Below are 17,744 nucleotides of genomic sequence, written 5' to 3' on the forward strand. Positions count from 1 at the left end.
AAGTGCGAAGCGGTTTTCCGAAACGATCATGCTCAAACAAGGAGCTAAAGCGCGATGACTAGTCAATCTCGTCTCGTCGCGCGCTAAGGGGAGCGCGATCATGATCAACTCGTCTTCGCCGCAACCGCCGGCATCGGGCTCGGAAGACGATGATGTCGAGACCATCGTACGCGCCGGTCCAGGTGGCGCGGTCGCAGTCGCGGGCATTGCGACGGCCGTCGTGGTCGGATTGTGGTTTGCATTCTATCTGCTGGTCTTCCTGCCGCGGAGCGTTCCCTGATGGCGAGCGAGACTGACCACAGCCTCGGCGAGGCCGTTGCCGCACGGATCGAGCGGCGCTGGGCGACGCTGTCGATCGTCATTGTCGGCGTCCTGGTCGGCATGGCGACCTATATCGGCATCCATCAGGCGACGATGCCGCAGGGCCGGGTCGAAACCGCCGATCCCAAGACGCTGCATCTGTCGGGCGAATTCGTCGAGAGCAATCTCGGCAGCGAAATGCAGGCCGACGGATCGGTCACCGTGCGCGCGATTGGCCAGCAATATTCCTTCACACCGCAATGCATCGTGGTGCCCGCGGAGACGCCGATCACCTTCCGCGCCACCAGCGCCGATGTCGTCCACGGTTTCCTGATCGAGGGCACCAACATCAACACGATGCTGGTGCCGGGCTACGTCACGGACCTGCCGGTGCGCTTCAAGGCGCCGGGCGATCACGTGATGCCGTGCCAGGAATTCTGCGGCATCGGCCACCAGGGTATGTGGGGCAAGGTCAAGGTGGTCGACAAGGCTGCGTTCCGTGACATGGCGGCAGCGAAGCGGAGGCTGACCTGTGTTGATTAACAAGCGGCTGATCGCGGCGCATTTCTGGCTTGCCTTCATCGTGTTCGGTGTCGCGCTGGTGCTCGGCGCCTGGCAGATGTTCGTGCGCAGCCCGTTGAACGCCTGGCATTTCAATCCCGAGTTCTATTATCGCTCGGTCACCGCCCATGGCTCGGCGATGGGATACGTCTTCCCGACGCTGATCGCGATGGGATTCGGCTACGCGATCACCGAAGCCTCACTCGAGAAGGAGCTGGTTGGACGGCGCTGGGCCTGGGTGGGCTTCTTCCTGGTCGCCGTCGGCGCCATTGTCGCGATGATCCCGGTGTCGCTCGGGCTCGCCTCGGTGCTCTACACCTTCTATCCGCCGATGGTCGGTAATCCCTTCTACTACATCGGCGTCGTCATGGTCGTGGTCGGCTCATGGATCTGGGTCGCGCTGATGGTGACCAATTTCGTGATCTGGAAGCGCGAGAACCCGGGCAAGCCGGTGCCGCTTGCGATGTACGCCAATGTCGCGGGCTCATTGCTCTGGGGCTGGACCGCGGTCGGCGCGGCGCTCGAGATCCTGTTCCAGATCCTGCCCGTGGCGCTTGGGCTGAAGTCGACGATCGATGCGGGGCTGGCCCGCGTCTTCTTCTCCTGGACGCTGCACGCCATCGTTTATTTCTGGCTGATCCCGACCTACATCGCCTACTACACGATCTTCCCGCGCGCGATCGGCGGCCGGCTCTTCAGCGACGCGATGGCGCGGATTTCGTTCATCCTGTTCGTCGTGGTGGCGATGCCGATCGGCGTGCATCATCTGTTTGCCGATCCGCAGGTCGGCGCCGGATTCAAGTTCATGCACTCGGTGTTCACCGGCCTGGTCGCGCTGCCGACGCTGCTCACGGTGTTCACGATCTGCGCGTCGGCTGAGATCGCCAGCCGCCTGCGCGGCGGGCGCGGCGCCTTCGGCTGGGTCGGCGCGTTGCCGTGGTCCAATCCGATCATGCTGGCGACGGCGCTGTCGCTGGTCATGCTCGGCTTCGGAGGCGCCGGCGGCCTGATCAACATGAGCTATCAGCTCGACGCCACCGTGCACAACACGCAGTGGATCACCGGCCATTTCCACCTGATCTTCGGTGGCGCCATCGTCATCATGTATTTTGCCATCGCCTATGATCTGTGGCCGCATCTGACCGACCGGGCGCTGGACAGTTTTGGCCTGATGCGCACGCAGCTCTGGCTGTGGTTCATCGGCATGATCGTGACCACCTTCCCGTGGCACTATGTCGGTATTCTCGGCATGCCGCGCCGCATGGCCTATTATGACTATGCCAACCCGGCGATCTCGCCGCAGGCCTTGTCGGTCACGATGTCGGCAATCGGCGGATTCATCCTGTTGCTGTCGGGCCTGCTGTTCCTGCTGGTGCTGATCCGCGGGCAATTCGGCGCGCGAGGCGAGGCGGGTGCGTACCGCTTCGCGGTGCCGCTGCACATGCCGGCGCGGATTCCGGTCGCGCTCAACTCATTCGGCCTGTGGCTCGCATTGATGGTCGGTCTCACCGTGGTGAACTATGGTTTCCCGATTGCGCAGCTGATGGCGCTGAACGAGACCAGCGTGCCCGCGGTCTATGTCGGAGCAGGCCGATGAGCGACCAGCCGCTGTTCTCGCTGCGCAATCCGTGGTTCGGCGCCAGCGTCGGCATCACGGTCGCCATCGCCGTTTTGTCGGCCATCGCAGGCCTGATCTGGTTGCCGCTGGCGCAACCCAATTTGAAGCTTGCCGGCGTCTGGGATGCGATCTGCAGCGCGGCCGGCGTTCCGCGTGCCGCCGTGCAGGAGGCCGGCATCAAGCCGGATTTCAAGACGTCGAACGTCATCATGACGTCGGAGATGCTGACCAAGGTGAATCAGGTCTCGATCGGGCGGGGCGCAACGCTGGCGCAGCGCTGCGCGATCTGCCACGGACCGCAGGGCGTCAGCGACGCCCATTCACCGAACCTCGCCGGGCAATTTGCGGCGGTGACGTACAAGGAGCTGAATGACTTCAAGACCGGCGCGCGGGTCAGCGTGGTGATGAGCCCGTTCGCGGCGGCGATGAGCGATCAGGACATGAAGGACGTTGCGGCCTATTACGCCTATCTGCCGCGGGTGCCTTCGAACAATCTGGATACCGGGCGTCCCGCGCCGGCGATCGTGGTGACGGGCGCCCCGATGCGCAACATCGCGCCTTGCGGCTCCTGCCACGGCGATGTCGACAACAAGGCGGGAAGCCCCTGGCTCGGCGGCCAGTCGGCGGTCTACATCAAGGCGCAGCTCGAGGCCTTTGCATCCGGGGCCCGCCGCAACGACATCAGTCAGCAGATGCGCAACATCGCGCGCCAGATGACGGCCGAGGAGATCGACCAGGTCGCGCACTACTACGAGGCCCAGCCCTGACCCATTAACGCGCCATTAACCATAATTACGGCAGGTTGACGGGACATGGGTGCCGATTGCCGGCACCCGGCAAGGCACCCGGACAGATGGCGGTCGACCTCTTCAATGCGACGGCTTCGGCAGGTGTCGATCCCTCGCGCCTGAAGGTCGCGAGCTCGATCAAGCAGGCGGCCGCGACCACCGGCACGAGCTTCGAATATCTGCTCACGACCGCGAAGATGGAATCCAATTTCAATCCGCGGGCCGGCGCCACGACCTCGTCGGCGCATGGACTTTATCAATTCATCGACCAGACCTGGCTCGGCACCGTCAAGGAGGCGGGAAGCCAGCTCGGCTACGGCCAGTATGCCGACGCCATCAGCAGGAATTCCGACGGCAGCTATTCGGTCAGCGATCCCTCCGCGCGCGCCGCGGTCATGAAGCTGCGCGACGATCCGGACGCGGCGTCCTCGATGGCGGCGGTGCTGACGCAGTCCAACAGCTTCAAGCTCACCGGCAAGCTCGGCCGCCGTCCGACCGATGCCGAGCTCTACATGGCCCACTTCATGGGCGTCGGCGGCGCCGGCAAGCTGATCTCGAGCGCCGAGGATAGCCCGAGCGCCAATGCGGCCGCGATGTTTCCGAAGGCGGCGGCCGCCAACCAGTCGATCTTCTACGACAGGTCGGGCAGCGCGCGCAGCGTCAGCCAGGTCTATTCGGTGCTGACCACGCGCTACGCCGCGGCCGCGAACTCCAAGGATACGCGCACCGCCTTCGCCGCGGCGGGCGGCGACACCATGTCGCCTTACGCGATCGCAAGCGCCGCGCCGACCACGGCGCTGACCATGGATACCGCTTCGTATCTCTCGACCTTCCCGGACTCCCGGTCGGCGACGCCGGTCGGAGCGACCCCGGCCGTCGCATCGGCGCAGCCGGCACCGACCTTCCGCTCGCTCTACCAGGCCGGCGACCGCTCGGAGCCGATCTCGCCGGCGGTGCAGGAGCTGTGGGGCAATTCCTCCTCGCTGACCGCGTCGGCGACGCCAAAGGTCCGCGCGCCCGGCCGGCTTGACCTGTTCAGCGATCCGAGCGGCACCTACAGCAACGGCTAGCGCGCCCTGCTGCGCGCGCGAAGCCGCACGCCGTTGCCGTCTTAACGAAACGTCAATAATCCCAAACGTTTATGGTGAACCCTTTATTAAGCGTCATGGTTTATTTTTCCTTGTAGTGGCGTCGTATGCCGATGCCGTTTCGTTGCGTAAGCCGGAAGGACCATGATCGTTCGGCAGTTTATTAGTTGGATTAGGACCGCTCCAGCAGGTGAGCGAGCAGAGGCGACACGGGCGTTGGCCCGGGCCTGGCTCATCTCGGATCTCACCGAGGACGACCGCATCGCAGCCGAAGGCGCGCTGCTGATGCTGCTCGACGACCCGTCGCCGCTGGTGCGGCAGGCGATGGCCGAGGTGTTCGCGCGCAGTGCGGACGCGCCTGCCGCGATCGTGCAGGCGCTGTCGGCCGACCAGCCGGCGATCGCGCTGCCGGTGCTGGAACATTCACCGCTTCTGATCGATGCCGACCTCGTCGACATCGTCGCCACCGGCTCCGACGAGATGCAGTGCGCGATCGCGCGCCGCATCAATCTACCGGCCTCCGTCGCCGCCGCGATTGCCGAGGTCGGCTCGGCCGCGGCCGCGCTCGAACTGATCGAAAATCCTTACGCCGGCCTCGCGCCATTCTCCTGGGATCGCATCGTCGAACGCCACGGCCATCTCGCCGCCATCAGGGAATCGATGCTGCAGTTGGAAGACCTGCCGTCGGCGACGCGGCTGGCGCTGGTCGCAAAGCTCTCCGAGACGCTGGCGCAGTTCGTCGTCGCGCGAAACTGGCTCGGTGCCGATCGCGCCGACCGCATCGCCGGTGAGGCCAGGGAACGCTCCACCGTGAACATCGCCGCGCGCGCCTTCGGCGACGACATGCAGAACCTGATCACGCATCTGCGCGCCACCGGGCAATTGACCGCCGGGCTGATCCTGCGCGCGTTGCTGTCGGGCAATCTCGATTTGTTTGGGGCTGCGCTCGCCGAGCTGTCCGGACTGCCCTATGGCCGCGTCTCCGCGCTGTTGAACGACCGCGGCGGCAACGGCCTGCAGGCGCTGCTGCGCCGCGCCGACCTGCCGGAATCCACCTACGCCGCGTTCCGCGTCGCGCTCGAGGCCAGCCACGAGGTCGGCTATGTCGACAGTGGCGACGGCGCGGCGCGGCTGCATCGCCGCATGGTGGAGCGCGTGCTGACGCATTGCGAGACCGATCATTCGGCGGCCGAGCCGCTCTTGATCCTGCTGCGCCGCTTCGCGACGGAATCGGCCCGCGAGGACGCGCGGATGTTCTGCGAGGAGCTCGCCGCGGAAGACGCGATCGCGGTGCTGCCTTACGACGACGATCTCATCGCGGCCTGAGGGCCGCGTTTCCTGCCGATCGATGGATGCTTGAGTGGTGGCCGCAAAGCGAGCCGCCGGCAGCGCGGCTATTCGCCGGGCACGATGCTCGGCGCGAGGATCGCCTCGAGGTGCTCGGGACGGTCGCGGTTGGCGTGGGTCAGGAATTCATCGGCGATGCCGCGGAGCTGCTTGCTCAGCACGCCGGCGACGACCGCGGTGTCGAGCTTGGTGCGGTTGCGCACGATCGCCTGCACCGCGTTGATGTGATGGGCGATCAGCTGCGGCGGCACGGCGCCGAGATCCGGCGCGTGCTCGATGATGCGGCACAGGCTCTCGGCGGCTGCGGCTGCCGACGGATAGCCGAATGTCGCGGCATCGCCCTTGATGTCATGCGCGGCGCGGAACAGCTCCTCGCGCGTCTTTTGGTTGAAGCCCTCGCGCAGCACGGTGGCGTGCGCGGCGGAGAGGCGGTCGGCCTCGATCGTCATCCACTCCTTGAACTCGCCCGACAGCCCGGCGAGCGCCTTTTCGGCGCGGCCGACCGGATCGTCGAGATCGCTCTCGGGGACGCGCAGCAGCATCTTGCGCAGCGGATTGGGCTGCGTGATCACGTGGTGCGTGCCGAAACTCTTGACCTCGATCGTCCCGGGTTTGTCTTTCGCCATGGCGGTATCCTAGATGGCCGAGCGCGCCTTTTCGAGCAGCGACGGCTGTTGCAGCACCTCGACCTCGCCGCTGCCGCGGCGTTCGGGGCCGATATAGGTGTTGGTGGTGTTGCGGCGGCGGTCGGGGCCGAAATAGGTCTTGGTCTTGATGAACGGGCGCGGATTGGCGACCACGTTCATGATGCGCTGGTAGAGGCCCTTGGCCGAGATCGGCTTGGCCAAAAATTCGGTGACGCCGGCATCGCGCGCCACCGTGACGCGGCGCTTCTCGGAATGCCCGGTCAGCATGATGATCGGCGCGTAGGGATTACCCTTGGATTCCGGCTGCCGGATCATCTGCGCAAGCTCGAGCCCGTCGAAGATCGGCATCGACCAGTCGGTGATGACGATGTCGGGCACGTAGTGCGTATACATCTCGAGCGCGGTGGCGCCGTCCTCGGCCTCATACACCTCGCGCGCGCCGAACGAATGCAGCAGCGTCCGCAGGATGCGGCGCATATGCGGATTGTCGTCGCAAATCAAAAATCGCAGCTTGTTGAAATCGATGCGATACATGGTCCGGCCCTGGATAGGGCATACCGGGCCAATGCGGTATTACCCGACGTTAACCATATCCCGCCCGGGGTTAATGATTGGTTGCCGGCAAGGGGAGACGCCGTCAGTAGCCGAACTGCTCGCGAAGGATGCGTTCCTCCAGCGAGTGGCCGGGGTCGAACAGCATCCGCATCGCGATTGTCTTGTCGGACAGCACCTCGACCCGGCGGACGTCGCGGACCTCGTCATGGTCGGCGACCGCTGCGACCGGGCGCTTCTCGCCCTCGATCACCTCGATCACCACGAAGGCGGAATTCGGCAGCAGCGCGCCGCGCCAGCGCCGCGGCCGGAACGCGCTGATCGGGGTCAGCGCCAACAGCGCCGCGTTGATCGGCAGGATCGGCCCCTGGGCGGAGAGGTTGTAGGCGGTCGATCCGGCCGGCGTCGCCACCAGGATGCCGTCGGCCATCAGCTCGGGCATCCGCTCGTGCTCGTCGATCAGGATGCGCAGCTTGGCGACCTGGTAGGTCTGCCGGAACAGCGCGACCTCGTTGATGGCATGATGCAGATGCACGGCGCCGTGGATGTCGGTCGCGCGCATCAGCAGCGGATTGATCAGCGACTCCCGTGCGGCGGCAAGCCGGGTGCGCAGATCATGCGTCGAGTATTCGTTCATCAGGAAGCCGACGGTGCCGCGATGCATGCCGTAGATCGGCTTGCCGCTGCGCATGTTGGCGTGCAGCGTCTGCAGCATCAAACCGTCGCCGCCGAGCGCGACCACGACGTCGGCATCGGCGGGTGGATGGTTGCCGTACATTTCCGTCAGCTGCTCGAGCGCCGATTGCGCTTCCGCGCTGGCGCTGGCGACGAAGGCGATCTTGTCATACCGCTTGGAGCTGGCCATTCGCTCACGAACTCGTTTGGCACGGAACACGCCGCGCTCGTCTATACATCCCGGGCGGCCTTGTCGAGATGGTCCGGGAACGGACCGCATGCCACGCCGGCGCCGCCAAACTAGCGCAGTTTGCCGCTGGATTGCGTAAATCGGGGCGCAGGGAGTGAACGATATGGCTAACAGTCTTGCGACACGGCTCGCCGCGGCGTTGCTGGTGGCCTGTCTTGCGACCGCGGCGCGGGCCGACGACGAGATCCCGCAGCCATCGCCGTCGCCGAGCGCGCAGGCTCCAAGTGGCCAGAACCCAGCTGGCCAGAACCCGAGCGGCCAGAAGGGGCGGGCAGGACGCGGCGGCGAGGCCGGCTCCGGCGCCAACGCTGCGGCCAGCGGCTCGACCGCCGAGCAGCATCGCCTGCCGCCGGACTCCACGACCAAGCAATCGGTCGCGCTGCCGAACCGCACCCTTAACTTCAGCGCGACCGCGGGTTCGATCCGCGTGTTCGACGACAAGGGCGAGCCGCTCGCCGACATCGCCTATACGTCCTACCAGCTCGACGGCACCGAGAAGGCGAACCGGCCGGTGACCTTCCTGTTCAACGGCGGTCCGGGCTCCGCCTCGGCCTGGCTGCAATTCGGCAATGTCGGGCCGTGGCGGCTGCCGTTCGACGGCGCGGTGTCCTCGGCCGCGCCCGAGCTGCAGGCCAATGCCGACACCTGGCTCGATTTCACCGATCTCGTCTTCATCGATCCGGTCGGCACCGGCTACAGCCGCTTCATCACCACCTCGGAGGAGGCGCGCAAGCGCTTCTTCACCGTCGACGGCGATGCCAATTCGGTCGCGCTGGTGATCCGCCGCTGGCTGGAGAAATACGACCGGCTGACCTCGCCGAAATATCTCGTCGGCGAAAGCTATGGCGGCATTCGCGGGCCCAAGGTGGTGCGCAATCTGCAAATGCAGCAGGGCGTTGGCGTCCGCGGCCTGGTGCTGATCTCGCCGGTGCTCGATTTCCGCGAATATACCGGCTCCAGCCTCCTGCAATATGTCGCAAGCCTGCCGACCATGACCGCGGTCGCGCGACAGACGAAGGGCCCGGTGACGCGCAAGGATCTCGCCGACGTCGAGAGCTACGCGCGCGGCGATTTCCTGCTCGACCTCGTCAAGGGGCAAGCCGACACCGAGGCCACCGCGCGGCTCGCCGACAAGGTCGCGAGCCTGACCGGGATCGATCAGGCGGTGAGCCGCAGGCTCGCCGGCCGCTTCGATATCGGCGAATTCCGCCGCGAGTTCGATCGCAAGAGCGGCAAGGTGACCGGCCGCTACGACGCCTCGGTCGAAGGCTTCGATCCCTATCCGGATTCGAGCTACTTCCGTTTCAACGATCCGTCCGGCGATCCCCTGATGGCGCCGTTGACCAGCGCCGCCGTCGACCTCACCACGCGCAAGCTGAACTGGCGGCCGGACGGCTCCTATCATCTGCTCAGCGAAAGCGTGAACAAGGCCTGGGAGTTCGGTCACGGCATCAGTCCGGCGGAGTCGGTGACGCAGCTTCGCCAGGCGCTGGCGCTCGACCCCAATCTGAAACTCCTGATCGGGCACGGCCTGTTCGATCTCGCCACCCCGTACTTCGCCTCGAAGATCATCCTCGACCAGTTGCCGGCCTTCGCGGGTCCGAGCCGCACCAGGCTCGCGGTCTATCCCGGCGGTCACATGTTCTACTCCCGCGACGGCTCGCGCCAGGCGTTCCGCAAGGAGGTCGAGGCGCTGATGAGGTGAGGGGATGTGGCGGTGTCGATTGCGCCGTCGCTGCAAATACGGTCGTCGTCCTGGCGAAAGCCAGGACGACGACAGTGGATGGTCCTCGATTCATGATGACAAACGCGCGGTGTCATCACCCGCGCATTCGCATGCGGGTGATCCAGTATTCCAGAGACGCCAGTGCTTGAGCCGAGAGGCCGCGGCGTACTGGATCGCCCGCATGCGCGGGCATGACACCGGGGAGAATGAGAGCACACAATTCTCTCCCCACGTCGTCCCTGCGAAAGCAGGGACCCATACGCCGCAGCGGGTGTTACAGGCGGGACTCGTCGTTTCCAGCATCGTTCAACAATCAGCATTTGTGGTTATGGGTCCCTGCTTTCGCAGGGACGACACTGAATTTGTTGCGCGATCTGTGAGTCGCACATCCACATTCTCGCGACATGATTTGTCCGAGCATTGCGCTTCGTTCCGCCGTCTCTTGATCAGAGCGCGCAGGGAAAGCCGAGTGCCGATCGCACCCATGGGCGCCGAGCAAAAGGTGGAAAGCTCGCGAGGGGGCTTGCGCCGTCGGGCAAATCAGTGCTTGGCGTGACTGATCGCGGCATGTCGGGCTCGTCGCCGGCCAGGCCGCGGCGCGGCGCGACAATAAACTACGTCCGCTTGCCGCGTGCGCGATCAAGCTCGCGCCGGTTCTTGTTTTGACGCGTTTTCTTCACGCGAACCGGTAGCCACTTCGCTCGAGAACGCTTTAGCGCTCACGGCTCCACGGAAAGAGGGAGGCCGGGAAGTCGGCCGCGTAGCGGTGACCGATCGGCGGACGGGGCGCTTCTTGCGGAGGATTCCGGTCAGGCTCCACCACCTTCCTGTAAAGATGCCAGGTCGCATGACCAAGCACCGGCAGAACGACGCAGAGACCGACGAAGAATGGCAGTGAACCCACGGCCAGCAATACCGCAACGATCAATCCCCACGCGGCCATCTCAATTGGATTCATCATCACGGCCCGTATCGAGGTGCGGATCGCATCGATCGCAGTCGCATGACGGTCGAGCATCAGCGGAAATGAGACGACGCTGACGCACAGGGCAACCAAGGCGAAAAGGAAGCCGACGCCGCATCCGACGACGATGAGCGACCAGCCTTCGGGCGTCGTCAACACGCGCTTTGCGAAATCAGGGATGCTCGCGGCCGGCGCATAGCCGAACGTCATGATGTAGATCGCGTCCGCGGTGGCGATCCAGACCCCGAACAGAACGAGCAGGAGAACGCCAAGCTCGAACATGGCGCCGAACGACGGCGCGCGCAGCACCTGCATTGCATCCCAGGCTCCTGGCTCCTCTCCGCGTTCGCGTCGTCGGCTCAGTTCGTAGAGGCCTAGTCCGGCGAAAGGACCGATCAGGGCGAAGCCGGCGGCGAGCGGAAACAGCAGGGGCAGCACCGAATAGCCAAGCACAAGTCTGAACAGGACAAGTCCGAGCACCGGATACATCACGCACAGGACGATTGCGTGGGTCGGGATGGCCTTGAAGTCTTCCCAGCCGAGGCGCAGCGCGTCGCCCAAGTCGGAAAGGCTGATCTTGCGAACGACGAAGGCGGTAGAGACACCAAACAATTGCAGCTTGGGTCGTGCGAACACCGTGGTCATGGTTCCGGTCTCCTTGCTTGTGGCCGCAGGGGAACGGAGCGCCATCAACACACGCACATCCGCCTCATGCGCGAAAATCGCGACTGAGTCCGGCAAATCAGATTCAACCAGAAGGAGCTTGCCGGACGACATCTGTCGCAACCGGTCCAGTAAAACTAGTCCGATGCGCGGCAGAAGCAAGGTGGCGAATGCGGTCGGGAGAATTGTGCAGGTGCACAAACGAGGTCTTGCGATGCACCATGCGATAGGGGAAGGCCGATCAGTGTTCGCGGCATCCAACACGCGCCGGACAGCGGCGGGCATTACTCCTCTATTGACGTCTGGCTCGATGGGTACCATGTTGATGGTTGACGCCCCCAGCTCCGATGAGGTTGCGGCCGTGACGTTGAGTTTTTGTCATGTCCCAGCATCGCGACCGGCAGAATGGGCGAGGCAAAAGCCACGGTGATGGTGAACGTGAGACCATCCCTCTGACGTGAGCTCCGCCCTTTCGTTCGTCTCCGCAGCCTTCGATGGCAAGGAGGAATGAGGGATGGCTGTAGCGATCTTACTGCTCCTGGTTGCCGTCGCCTCGGTGCTGTTTCACCTGTACAGCCCCTGGTGGTGGACCCCGATTGCCTCGAACTGGAGCTATATCGACCACACGATCAACCTGACATTCTGGATCACCGGAGCGGTGTTCTGCGCGGTGATCGTGTTCATGGCTTATTGCGTCCTGCGCTTTCACCACACCGAGGGACGGCGCGCCCACTACAATCCCGAGAACAAGAAGCTCGAATGGTGGCTCAGCATCGGCACCGCGATCGGCGTCGTCGCCATGCTGGCGCCCGGCCTCGTCGTCTGGCACCAGTTCGTCACCGTTCCCGACGACGCGACCGACGTCGAGGTCGTTGGACAACAGTGGATGTGGAGCTATCGGCTTCCGGGAAAGGACGGCCGGCTCGGCACGTCAGATGCGCGCCTGATCAGCTCCGACAATCCACTCGGGTTGAATCCCAATGATCCGAACGGGCAGGACGACATCGTCGTGCAAAACGAGGATCTGCATCTGCCGATCGGGAAGCCGGTGAAGGTGCTGCTCCGCTCGATCGACGTCCTGCATGATTTCTATGTGCCCGAGTTCCGGGCGAAGATGGATATGATCCCTGGCTCGGTGACTTACTACTGGCTCACGCCGACCCGGACCGGAACTTTCGACGTCCTCTGCGCGGAGCTTTGCGGTGCCGCGCACGCACAGATGCGCAGCAAGGTCGTCGTGGAAGAAGAGAAGGAATATCACGCGTGGCTGGACAAGCAGCACACGTTCGCCGCCTTGTCCGGCCAGCGCAACGTCGCGAAGGCCGCGTACAAGACGGGTAGCGAATGAGCATGCCGACGAGGATGCGTCGGATGTTGTGAAGCGAACCCGTCGCCGAGAAGACCAAGGAGGGAATTCCGATGGTCGATATCCCGTTTGATCAGGTCGCAGGCATTCCGCCCGCCGAAGTCGCTGAGGTTGAGCTCTATCATCCGCACAGCTGGTGGACGAGGTACGTTTTTTCGCAAGACGCCAAGGTGATCGCCGTCCAGTACTCGATCACGGCGATGTCGATCGGAATGGTTGCGCTGGTGCTGTCGTGGATGATGCGGCTGCAACTGGGATTTCCCGGCACATTCTCCTTTATCGATGCCAATCAGTACCTTCAGTTCATCACCATGCACGGCATGATCATGGTGATCTACCTGCTCACGGCGCTGTTCCTCGGCGGCTTCGGCAACTACCTCATCCCGCTGATGGTCGGCGCGCGGGACATGGTCTTCCCCTATGTGAACATGCTGAGCTATTGGGTCTACCTGCTCGCGGTGCTGGTGCTGGCCGCGACGTTCTTCGTGCCGGGCGGACCGACCGGCGCCGGCTGGACGCTTTATCCGCCCCAGGCGATTCTCTCCGGTACCCCCGGGCAGGACTGGGGCATCGTTCTCATGCTGGCCTCGCTGATCCTGTTCATCATCGGCTTCACGATGGGCGGGCTCAATTACGTGGTAACGGTGTTGCAGGCCCGCACACGCGGCATGACCTTGATGCGCATGCCCCTGACGGTGTGGGGCATCTTCACCGCCACCGTGATGGCGCTGCTGGCGTTCCCGGCGCTGTTCGTGGCCTCGGTGATGCTGCTGCTGGACCGCCTCCTTGGAACCAGCTTCTTCATGCCGACACTGGTCGAGATGGGCCAGTTGACCAAGTATGGCGGCGGCAGCCCGATCCTGTTCCAGCATTTGTTCTGGTTCTTCGGCCATCCCGAGGTTTACATCGTCGCGCTGCCGGCGTTCGGCATCATCTCGGATCTGATCAGTACGCACGCGCGCAAGAACATCTTCGGCTATCGTATGATGGTCTGGGCGATCGTGGCGATCGGGGCGCTGAGCTTCGTCGTGTGGGCGCACCACATGTATGTCAGCGGCATGCACCCGTATTTCGGGTTCTTCTTCGCCACCACGACGCTCATCATCGCGGTCCCGACCGCGATCAAGGTCTACAACTGGGTGTTGACCCTTTGGCGCGGCGACATCCATCTCACGGTGCCGATGCTGTTTGCGCTCGGCTTCATCGTCACCTTCGTCAATGGCGGCCTGACCGGGCTGTTCCTCGGCAACGTTGTCGTCGACGTCCCGCTGTCGGATACGATGTTCGTTGTCGCGCACTTCCACATGGTGATGGGGATTGCGCCGATCATGGCCGTGTTCGGCGGGATCTATCACTGGTATCCGAAGGTCACCGGGCGGATGCTCAATGATGCGCTCGGACGCTTCCACTTCTGGGTGACGTTCGTCGGGGCCTATGCGGTGTTCTTCCCGATGCACTATCTCGGCCTGCTCGGGATGCCGCGCCGCTATCACGACATCGGCGACACGTCCTTCGTCCCGGCCTCCGCCCATGACCTCAACGCGTTCATGAGCGTGGCGGCGCTGATTGTCGGCTTCGCCCAGCTCGTCTTCCTGTTCAATCTGGTCTGGAGCCTGTTCAAGGGAAAAGAGGCGGGCGGCAATCCCTGGGGTGCCACCTCGCTGGAATGGCAGACGCCGGAGACCCCGCCGGGGCACGGCAACTGGGGCAAGGAGCTCCCCGTCGTGTATCGCTGGGCCTATGATTACAGCGTGCCCGGTGCCGCCAGGGACTTCATCCCGCAGAATGAACCGCCGGCCAAGGTGCTGGCCCAGGGGGCCCATCCGTGAGTGCCATCGTCCTGTTCATTGCTACGATTGCAGCGATCGCGGGATGGTGGCTCTCGCAGCAACGGCTGGCCGCCAAGCCGTGGCTGGAGCAGGGCATTGCCGTCGATCTTCGCGGCGATCGCGGCTCTTCGGTGCCGGCGGCGAAAATCGGCCTCGGTGTTTTTCTCGCGGTGGTCGGCTCGCTGTTCGCGCTCCTGATCAGCGCCTACTCGATGCGCACCACCATGGTGGACTGGCGCGAACTGCCGCTGCCGAGGCTGGTGTGGTTCAACACCGGCGTCCTCGTCATCAGCAGCGTGGCGCTGCAATGGGCGCTGATGGCCGCGCGCCACGACGACCATGAAGGCTTGATCGCGGGCCTGTTGATCGGCGGTGCATCGGCCGTGATGTTCCTGATCGGGCAGCTCGTGGTGTGGCAGCAGCTCAACAGCGCCGGCTATGTCATGGCGTCGAATCCGGCCAATTCCTTCTTCTATCTGATCACCGCGCTCCACGGGCTGCACGTGACCGGCGGCCTGGTGGCGCTCGGCAGGGCGACCGTAAAACTGTGGCGCGGCGCGCCGATGACGCAGATGCGCCTGAGCGTCGAGCTTTGTACCATCTACTGGCATTTCCTGTTGCTGGTCTGGCTGGTGCTGCTCGGTCTGCTGACGGGCTGGACCGACAATTTCGTCGACATCTGTCGCCAGTTGCTCACCTAGCGAGGGCAGGAAGCGATGACAGAAACCACACTCGCAACCCCCAAGGCGCTGCCCGGGACGATACCCGGATTGCGCGGCATCGCCGCCGACTGGGCCTCGGACCAGCGCGCGTTCAAGAACGTGTCCTGGGGGAAGGCCATGATGTGGATCTTCCTTCTGAGCGACACCTTCATCTTCAGCTGCTTCCTGCTGTCGTACATGACGGCGCGAATGTCGACGACTGTGCCGTGGCCCAATCCCAGCGAAGTCTTCGCGCTCAACATCGGCGGCCAGCACATCCCGCTCATCCTGATTGCGATCATGACCTTCGTCCTGATCAGCAGCAGCGGGACGATGGCGATGGCCGTCAACTTCGGTTACCGCCGGGATCGCGTCAAAACGGCAGCCTTGATGCTGGTCACCGCGGCATTTGGCGCGACGTTCGTCGGAATGCAGGCTTTCGAATGGACCAAGCTGATCATGGAGGGCGTGCGCCCCTGGGGCAACCCGTGGGGCGCACCGCAATTTGGCGCTTCCTTCTTCATGATCACCGGTTTCCACGGCACCCACGTGACCATCGGTGTGATCTTCCTGATCGCCATCGCGCGAAAGGTTTGGCGGGGAGACTTCGACGTCGAGCGGCGCGGCTTTTTCACGAGCCGCAAGGGCTACTACGAGATCGTCGAAATCATGGGCCTGTACTGGCATTTCGTCGATCTGGTCTGGGTGTTCATCTTTGCCTTCTTTTATCTCTGGTGAGGTCGCGCATGACAGAAGCAGCGGTACATGTGGAAGGGCAGGCGGCACAGCATGCGCTACACACCTATGTGCATGGTGCGGTGGCATCGGGCGCCGCGCATTCAGAGGGCCAGCAGCACCCGATCAAGCTCTATCTGGTGGTCTGGGGATGGCTGTTCGTGCTCAGCACCTGCTCCTATCTCGTCGACTATTTTGGTATCCATGGCCACCTGCGGTGGTCGCTGATCCTGCTGTTCATGGTGCTGAAGGCCGGCCTGATCGTCGCTGTGTTCATGCACATGGCCTGGGAGCGGTTGGCGTTGGCCTACGCCATCCTGCTGCCGCCGGTGCTGGTGCTGGTGTTTGTAGGGATCATGGTGTTCGAGTCCGACTATACGCATCTGCTTCGGGTCATGTTCTTCGCGCCAGCAAGCTAGAAATGCGACGGCCATGACCACATGGGTCATGCTGGACAAGGCAAGGCATCCTGAAGGCGGAGGCCTCGCCGCATCGTCCGGCACCCTGCGAAGAGGGCCTTCAACCGACGGCTTTTTCGAACTGACGAGGAATTAATCTCGTGCAAATCAATCGTTCAATTCGTCGCCGGAGCTATACCAACATCGGAGACTACGTCGCACTGACGAAACCGCGCGTGATGTCGCTGGTCGTCTTTACCGCATTGGTCGGTCTCATGGTCGCACCAGGCGGCATCGATCCCTTCACCGGGCTCGCTGCTCTTCTTTGCATCGCTGCGGGCGCCGGCGCCGCAGCTGCGCTCAATATGTGGTACGACGCCGACATCGATGCGATGATGGCACGTACCGCCATCCGTCCAATTCCCAGCGGCCGCGTATCGCGCCCGGAAGCATTGGTCTTCGGATTGATGCTCGGCTCGTGCGCGGTTCTCGCCCTCGGCACCTTGCTGAACATGGCCGCTGCTGCGCTGCTGGCTTTCACGATCTTCTTCTACGTCGTCGTCTACACGATGTGGCTTAAGCGCCGAACCCCGCAGAATATCGTCATTGGCGGTGCCGCCGGAGCGCTCCCTCCGGTGATCGGCTGGGTCGCGGTCACAGGATATGTCGGGCTCGAGCCGCTCATCCTGTTTCTGATCATCTTCCTTTGGACGCCACCCCACTTCTGGGCACTGTCGCTCAATCTTGCTGGAGAGTATGCCCGCGCCGGCGTGCCGATGTTGCCGGTCGTGGCCGGCAGGACCGAAACAAAGCGCCAGATTCTTCTCTACAGCGTGCTTCTGGTTTCGACCTCGCTGCTGCCTTGTGCACTGGGGTTTGCGGGAGCCGCCTACGGCGCGGCTGCAGCGACGCTGGGAGCGATCATGATTTTTCTCGCATGGCAGGTACGCCGGAGCCACGACAAGGAAAGGCGGCCCGCTCGTCGCCTGTTCGTGTTTTCGATGCTCTATCTGGTCCTGCTTTTCGGGGTGCTGCTGATGAATGCTGCACCCTATGCTCAGTCCCACTGACTGGGCGCATTCGAATCGACAGCCGCCTTGCCTCGTCGGGCAACTCAGCGATTGAATTTCGCGGGGCATCCGCCGGGGACGGCCCTAGCGCTCGTCTCGCATATATGGACTTCGCCGGGAGACGAGTCTCAGGTCTTGATCGGCCGACATCGTCTGGAGCCCGTGCATATGTGGCACGCTCGCCGGGTTGCCCAGCAGGATCCAGGCGATGGCGCCCGTGGCCAGCATTCCGCAGCAAATAACCAAAAGGTCCCGCCTCATCGCGCGTCCTCCGTATGCGGCCATTTCCAAGCATAAATCAGGCCAATCCATTCGGGCACGGACAGGTGCGGCGCACAGGATAGCGTTGGACAAGTAGGACAGGCTCGCCCTAAGCTTCGCCCATTGCAGCAACCAGGCGCGGTTCAAGAATGGACTGGTCCTACTATCTCGGGGGCACTGCTATTGTCCTGCTTCTTCTTGCCTA

The 17,744-nt window shown here is 63.7% G+C and carries 17 protein-coding genes; 13 read left to right on the forward strand and 4 right to left on the reverse strand.

The annotated features are described in order from the left end of the window. The first annotated feature begins 100 nt into the window (after positions 1-100). From IF803_RS05425 to IF803_RS05450, 6 genes are all read left to right on the forward strand, one after another. Entirely contained in the window at positions 101-280 is a 180-nt protein-coding gene (locus IF803_RS05425; protein ID WP_016843914.1) for a hypothetical protein, read from the forward strand. After that, positions 280-843: a cupredoxin domain-containing protein gene (locus tag IF803_RS05430; RefSeq protein ID WP_225644891.1), complete on the forward strand. Its 564-nt coding sequence runs from the start codon at positions 280-282 to the stop codon at positions 841-843. The genes IF803_RS05425 and IF803_RS05430 overlap by 1 nt, the downstream gene beginning before the upstream one ends. Then, positions 833-2,458 carry a b(o/a)3-type cytochrome-c oxidase subunit 1 gene (locus IF803_RS05435; protein ID WP_461191513.1) on the forward strand — a complete coding sequence of 542 codons (1,626 nt, stop codon included), beginning with the start codon at positions 833-835 and terminating at the stop codon, positions 2,456-2,458. The genes IF803_RS05430 and IF803_RS05435 overlap by 11 nt, the downstream gene beginning before the upstream one ends. Beyond that, positions 2,455-3,246, forward strand: a complete 792-nt coding sequence (locus tag IF803_RS05440; RefSeq protein WP_028342679.1) for a c-type cytochrome — start codon at positions 2,455-2,457, stop codon at positions 3,244-3,246. The genes IF803_RS05435 and IF803_RS05440 overlap by 4 nt, the downstream gene beginning before the upstream one ends. Positions 3,247-3,332: 86 nt before the next feature. After that, positions 3,333-4,337, forward strand: coding sequence for a transglycosylase SLT domain-containing protein (locus IF803_RS05445; protein WP_461191514.1), 1,005 nt, complete (start codon positions 3,333-3,335; stop codon positions 4,335-4,337). Positions 4,338-4,499: 162 nt separating this feature from the next. Further along, positions 4,500-5,681, forward strand: a complete 1,182-nt coding sequence (locus IF803_RS05450; protein WP_461191515.1) for a DUF2336 domain-containing protein — start codon at positions 4,500-4,502, stop codon at positions 5,679-5,681. A gap of 68 nt (positions 5,682-5,749) precedes the next feature. On the opposite strand, the gene IF803_RS05455 is transcribed toward IF803_RS05450, so the two are convergent. The 3 genes from IF803_RS05455 to IF803_RS05465 all read right to left on the reverse strand — a co-directional run bounded on the left by IF803_RS05455 (position 5,750) and on the right by IF803_RS05465 (position 7,766). Next, on the reverse strand, positions 5,750-6,328 hold the full coding sequence (locus IF803_RS05455) for an Hpt domain-containing protein (RefSeq protein ID WP_038383237.1): 579 nt from the start codon (positions 6,326-6,328) through the stop codon (positions 5,750-5,752). A gap of 9 nt (positions 6,329-6,337) precedes the next feature. Next, on the reverse strand, positions 6,338-6,883 hold the full coding sequence (locus IF803_RS05460; protein WP_028336173.1) for a response regulator: 546 nt from the start codon (positions 6,881-6,883) through the stop codon (positions 6,338-6,340). 103 nt (positions 6,884-6,986) lie between these two features. Next, positions 6,987-7,766 (reverse strand): NAD kinase, encoded by a 780-nt coding sequence (locus IF803_RS05465; protein WP_016843906.1) that lies wholly within the window; start codon positions 7,764-7,766, stop codon positions 6,987-6,989. Between the two features lie 163 nt (positions 7,767-7,929). Between IF803_RS05465 and IF803_RS05470 the strand changes: the two genes are divergently transcribed. Beyond that, the gene (locus IF803_RS05470) at positions 7,930-9,531 is read left to right on the forward strand and encodes a S10 family peptidase (protein WP_461191516.1); all 1,602 of its coding nucleotides are present in this window, start codon (positions 7,930-7,932) and stop codon (positions 9,529-9,531) included. A gap of 733 nt (positions 9,532-10,264) precedes the next feature. On the opposite strand, the gene IF803_RS05475 is transcribed toward IF803_RS05470, so the two are convergent. After that, positions 10,265-11,161 (reverse strand): DUF2189 domain-containing protein, encoded by an 897-nt coding sequence (locus IF803_RS05475; RefSeq protein WP_461191517.1) that lies wholly within the window; start codon positions 11,159-11,161, stop codon positions 10,265-10,267. 532 nt (positions 11,162-11,693) lie between these two features. Between IF803_RS05475 and coxB the strand changes: the two genes are divergently transcribed. From coxB to IF803_RS05505, 6 genes are all read left to right on the forward strand, one after another. After that, positions 11,694-12,527 carry a cytochrome c oxidase subunit II gene (gene coxB, locus IF803_RS05480; RefSeq protein WP_028342673.1) on the forward strand — a complete coding sequence of 278 codons (834 nt, stop codon included), beginning with the start codon at positions 11,694-11,696 and terminating at the stop codon, positions 12,525-12,527. Positions 12,528-12,598: 71 nt separating this feature from the next. Continuing rightward, on the forward strand, positions 12,599-14,374 hold the full coding sequence (gene ctaD, locus IF803_RS05485; protein WP_028342672.1) for a cytochrome c oxidase subunit I: 1,776 nt from the start codon (positions 12,599-12,601) through the stop codon (positions 14,372-14,374). Then, on the forward strand, positions 14,371-15,075 hold the full coding sequence (locus IF803_RS05490; protein ID WP_461191518.1) for a cytochrome c oxidase subunit 3: 705 nt from the start codon (positions 14,371-14,373) through the stop codon (positions 15,073-15,075). Before ctaD ends, IF803_RS05490 begins: the two co-directional genes overlap by 4 nt. Positions 15,076-15,090: 15 nt before the next feature. Further along, positions 15,091-15,813, forward strand: a complete 723-nt coding sequence (locus IF803_RS05495) for a heme-copper oxidase subunit III family protein (RefSeq protein WP_028342670.1) — start codon at positions 15,091-15,093, stop codon at positions 15,811-15,813. An 8-nt stretch (positions 15,814-15,821) separates the two neighbouring features. After that, positions 15,822-16,229, forward strand: a complete 408-nt coding sequence (locus IF803_RS05500) for a cytochrome C oxidase subunit IV family protein (RefSeq protein ID WP_461191519.1) — start codon at positions 15,822-15,824, stop codon at positions 16,227-16,229. 140 nt (positions 16,230-16,369) lie between these two features. Then, positions 16,370-17,278 carry a heme o synthase gene (locus IF803_RS05505; RefSeq protein ID WP_461191520.1) on the forward strand — a complete coding sequence of 303 codons (909 nt, stop codon included), beginning with the start codon at positions 16,370-16,372 and terminating at the stop codon, positions 17,276-17,278. The last annotated feature ends 466 nt before the right edge of the window (positions 17,279-17,744 follow it).

It is taken from the genome of Bradyrhizobium sp. UFLA06-06, assembly GCF_054820065.1.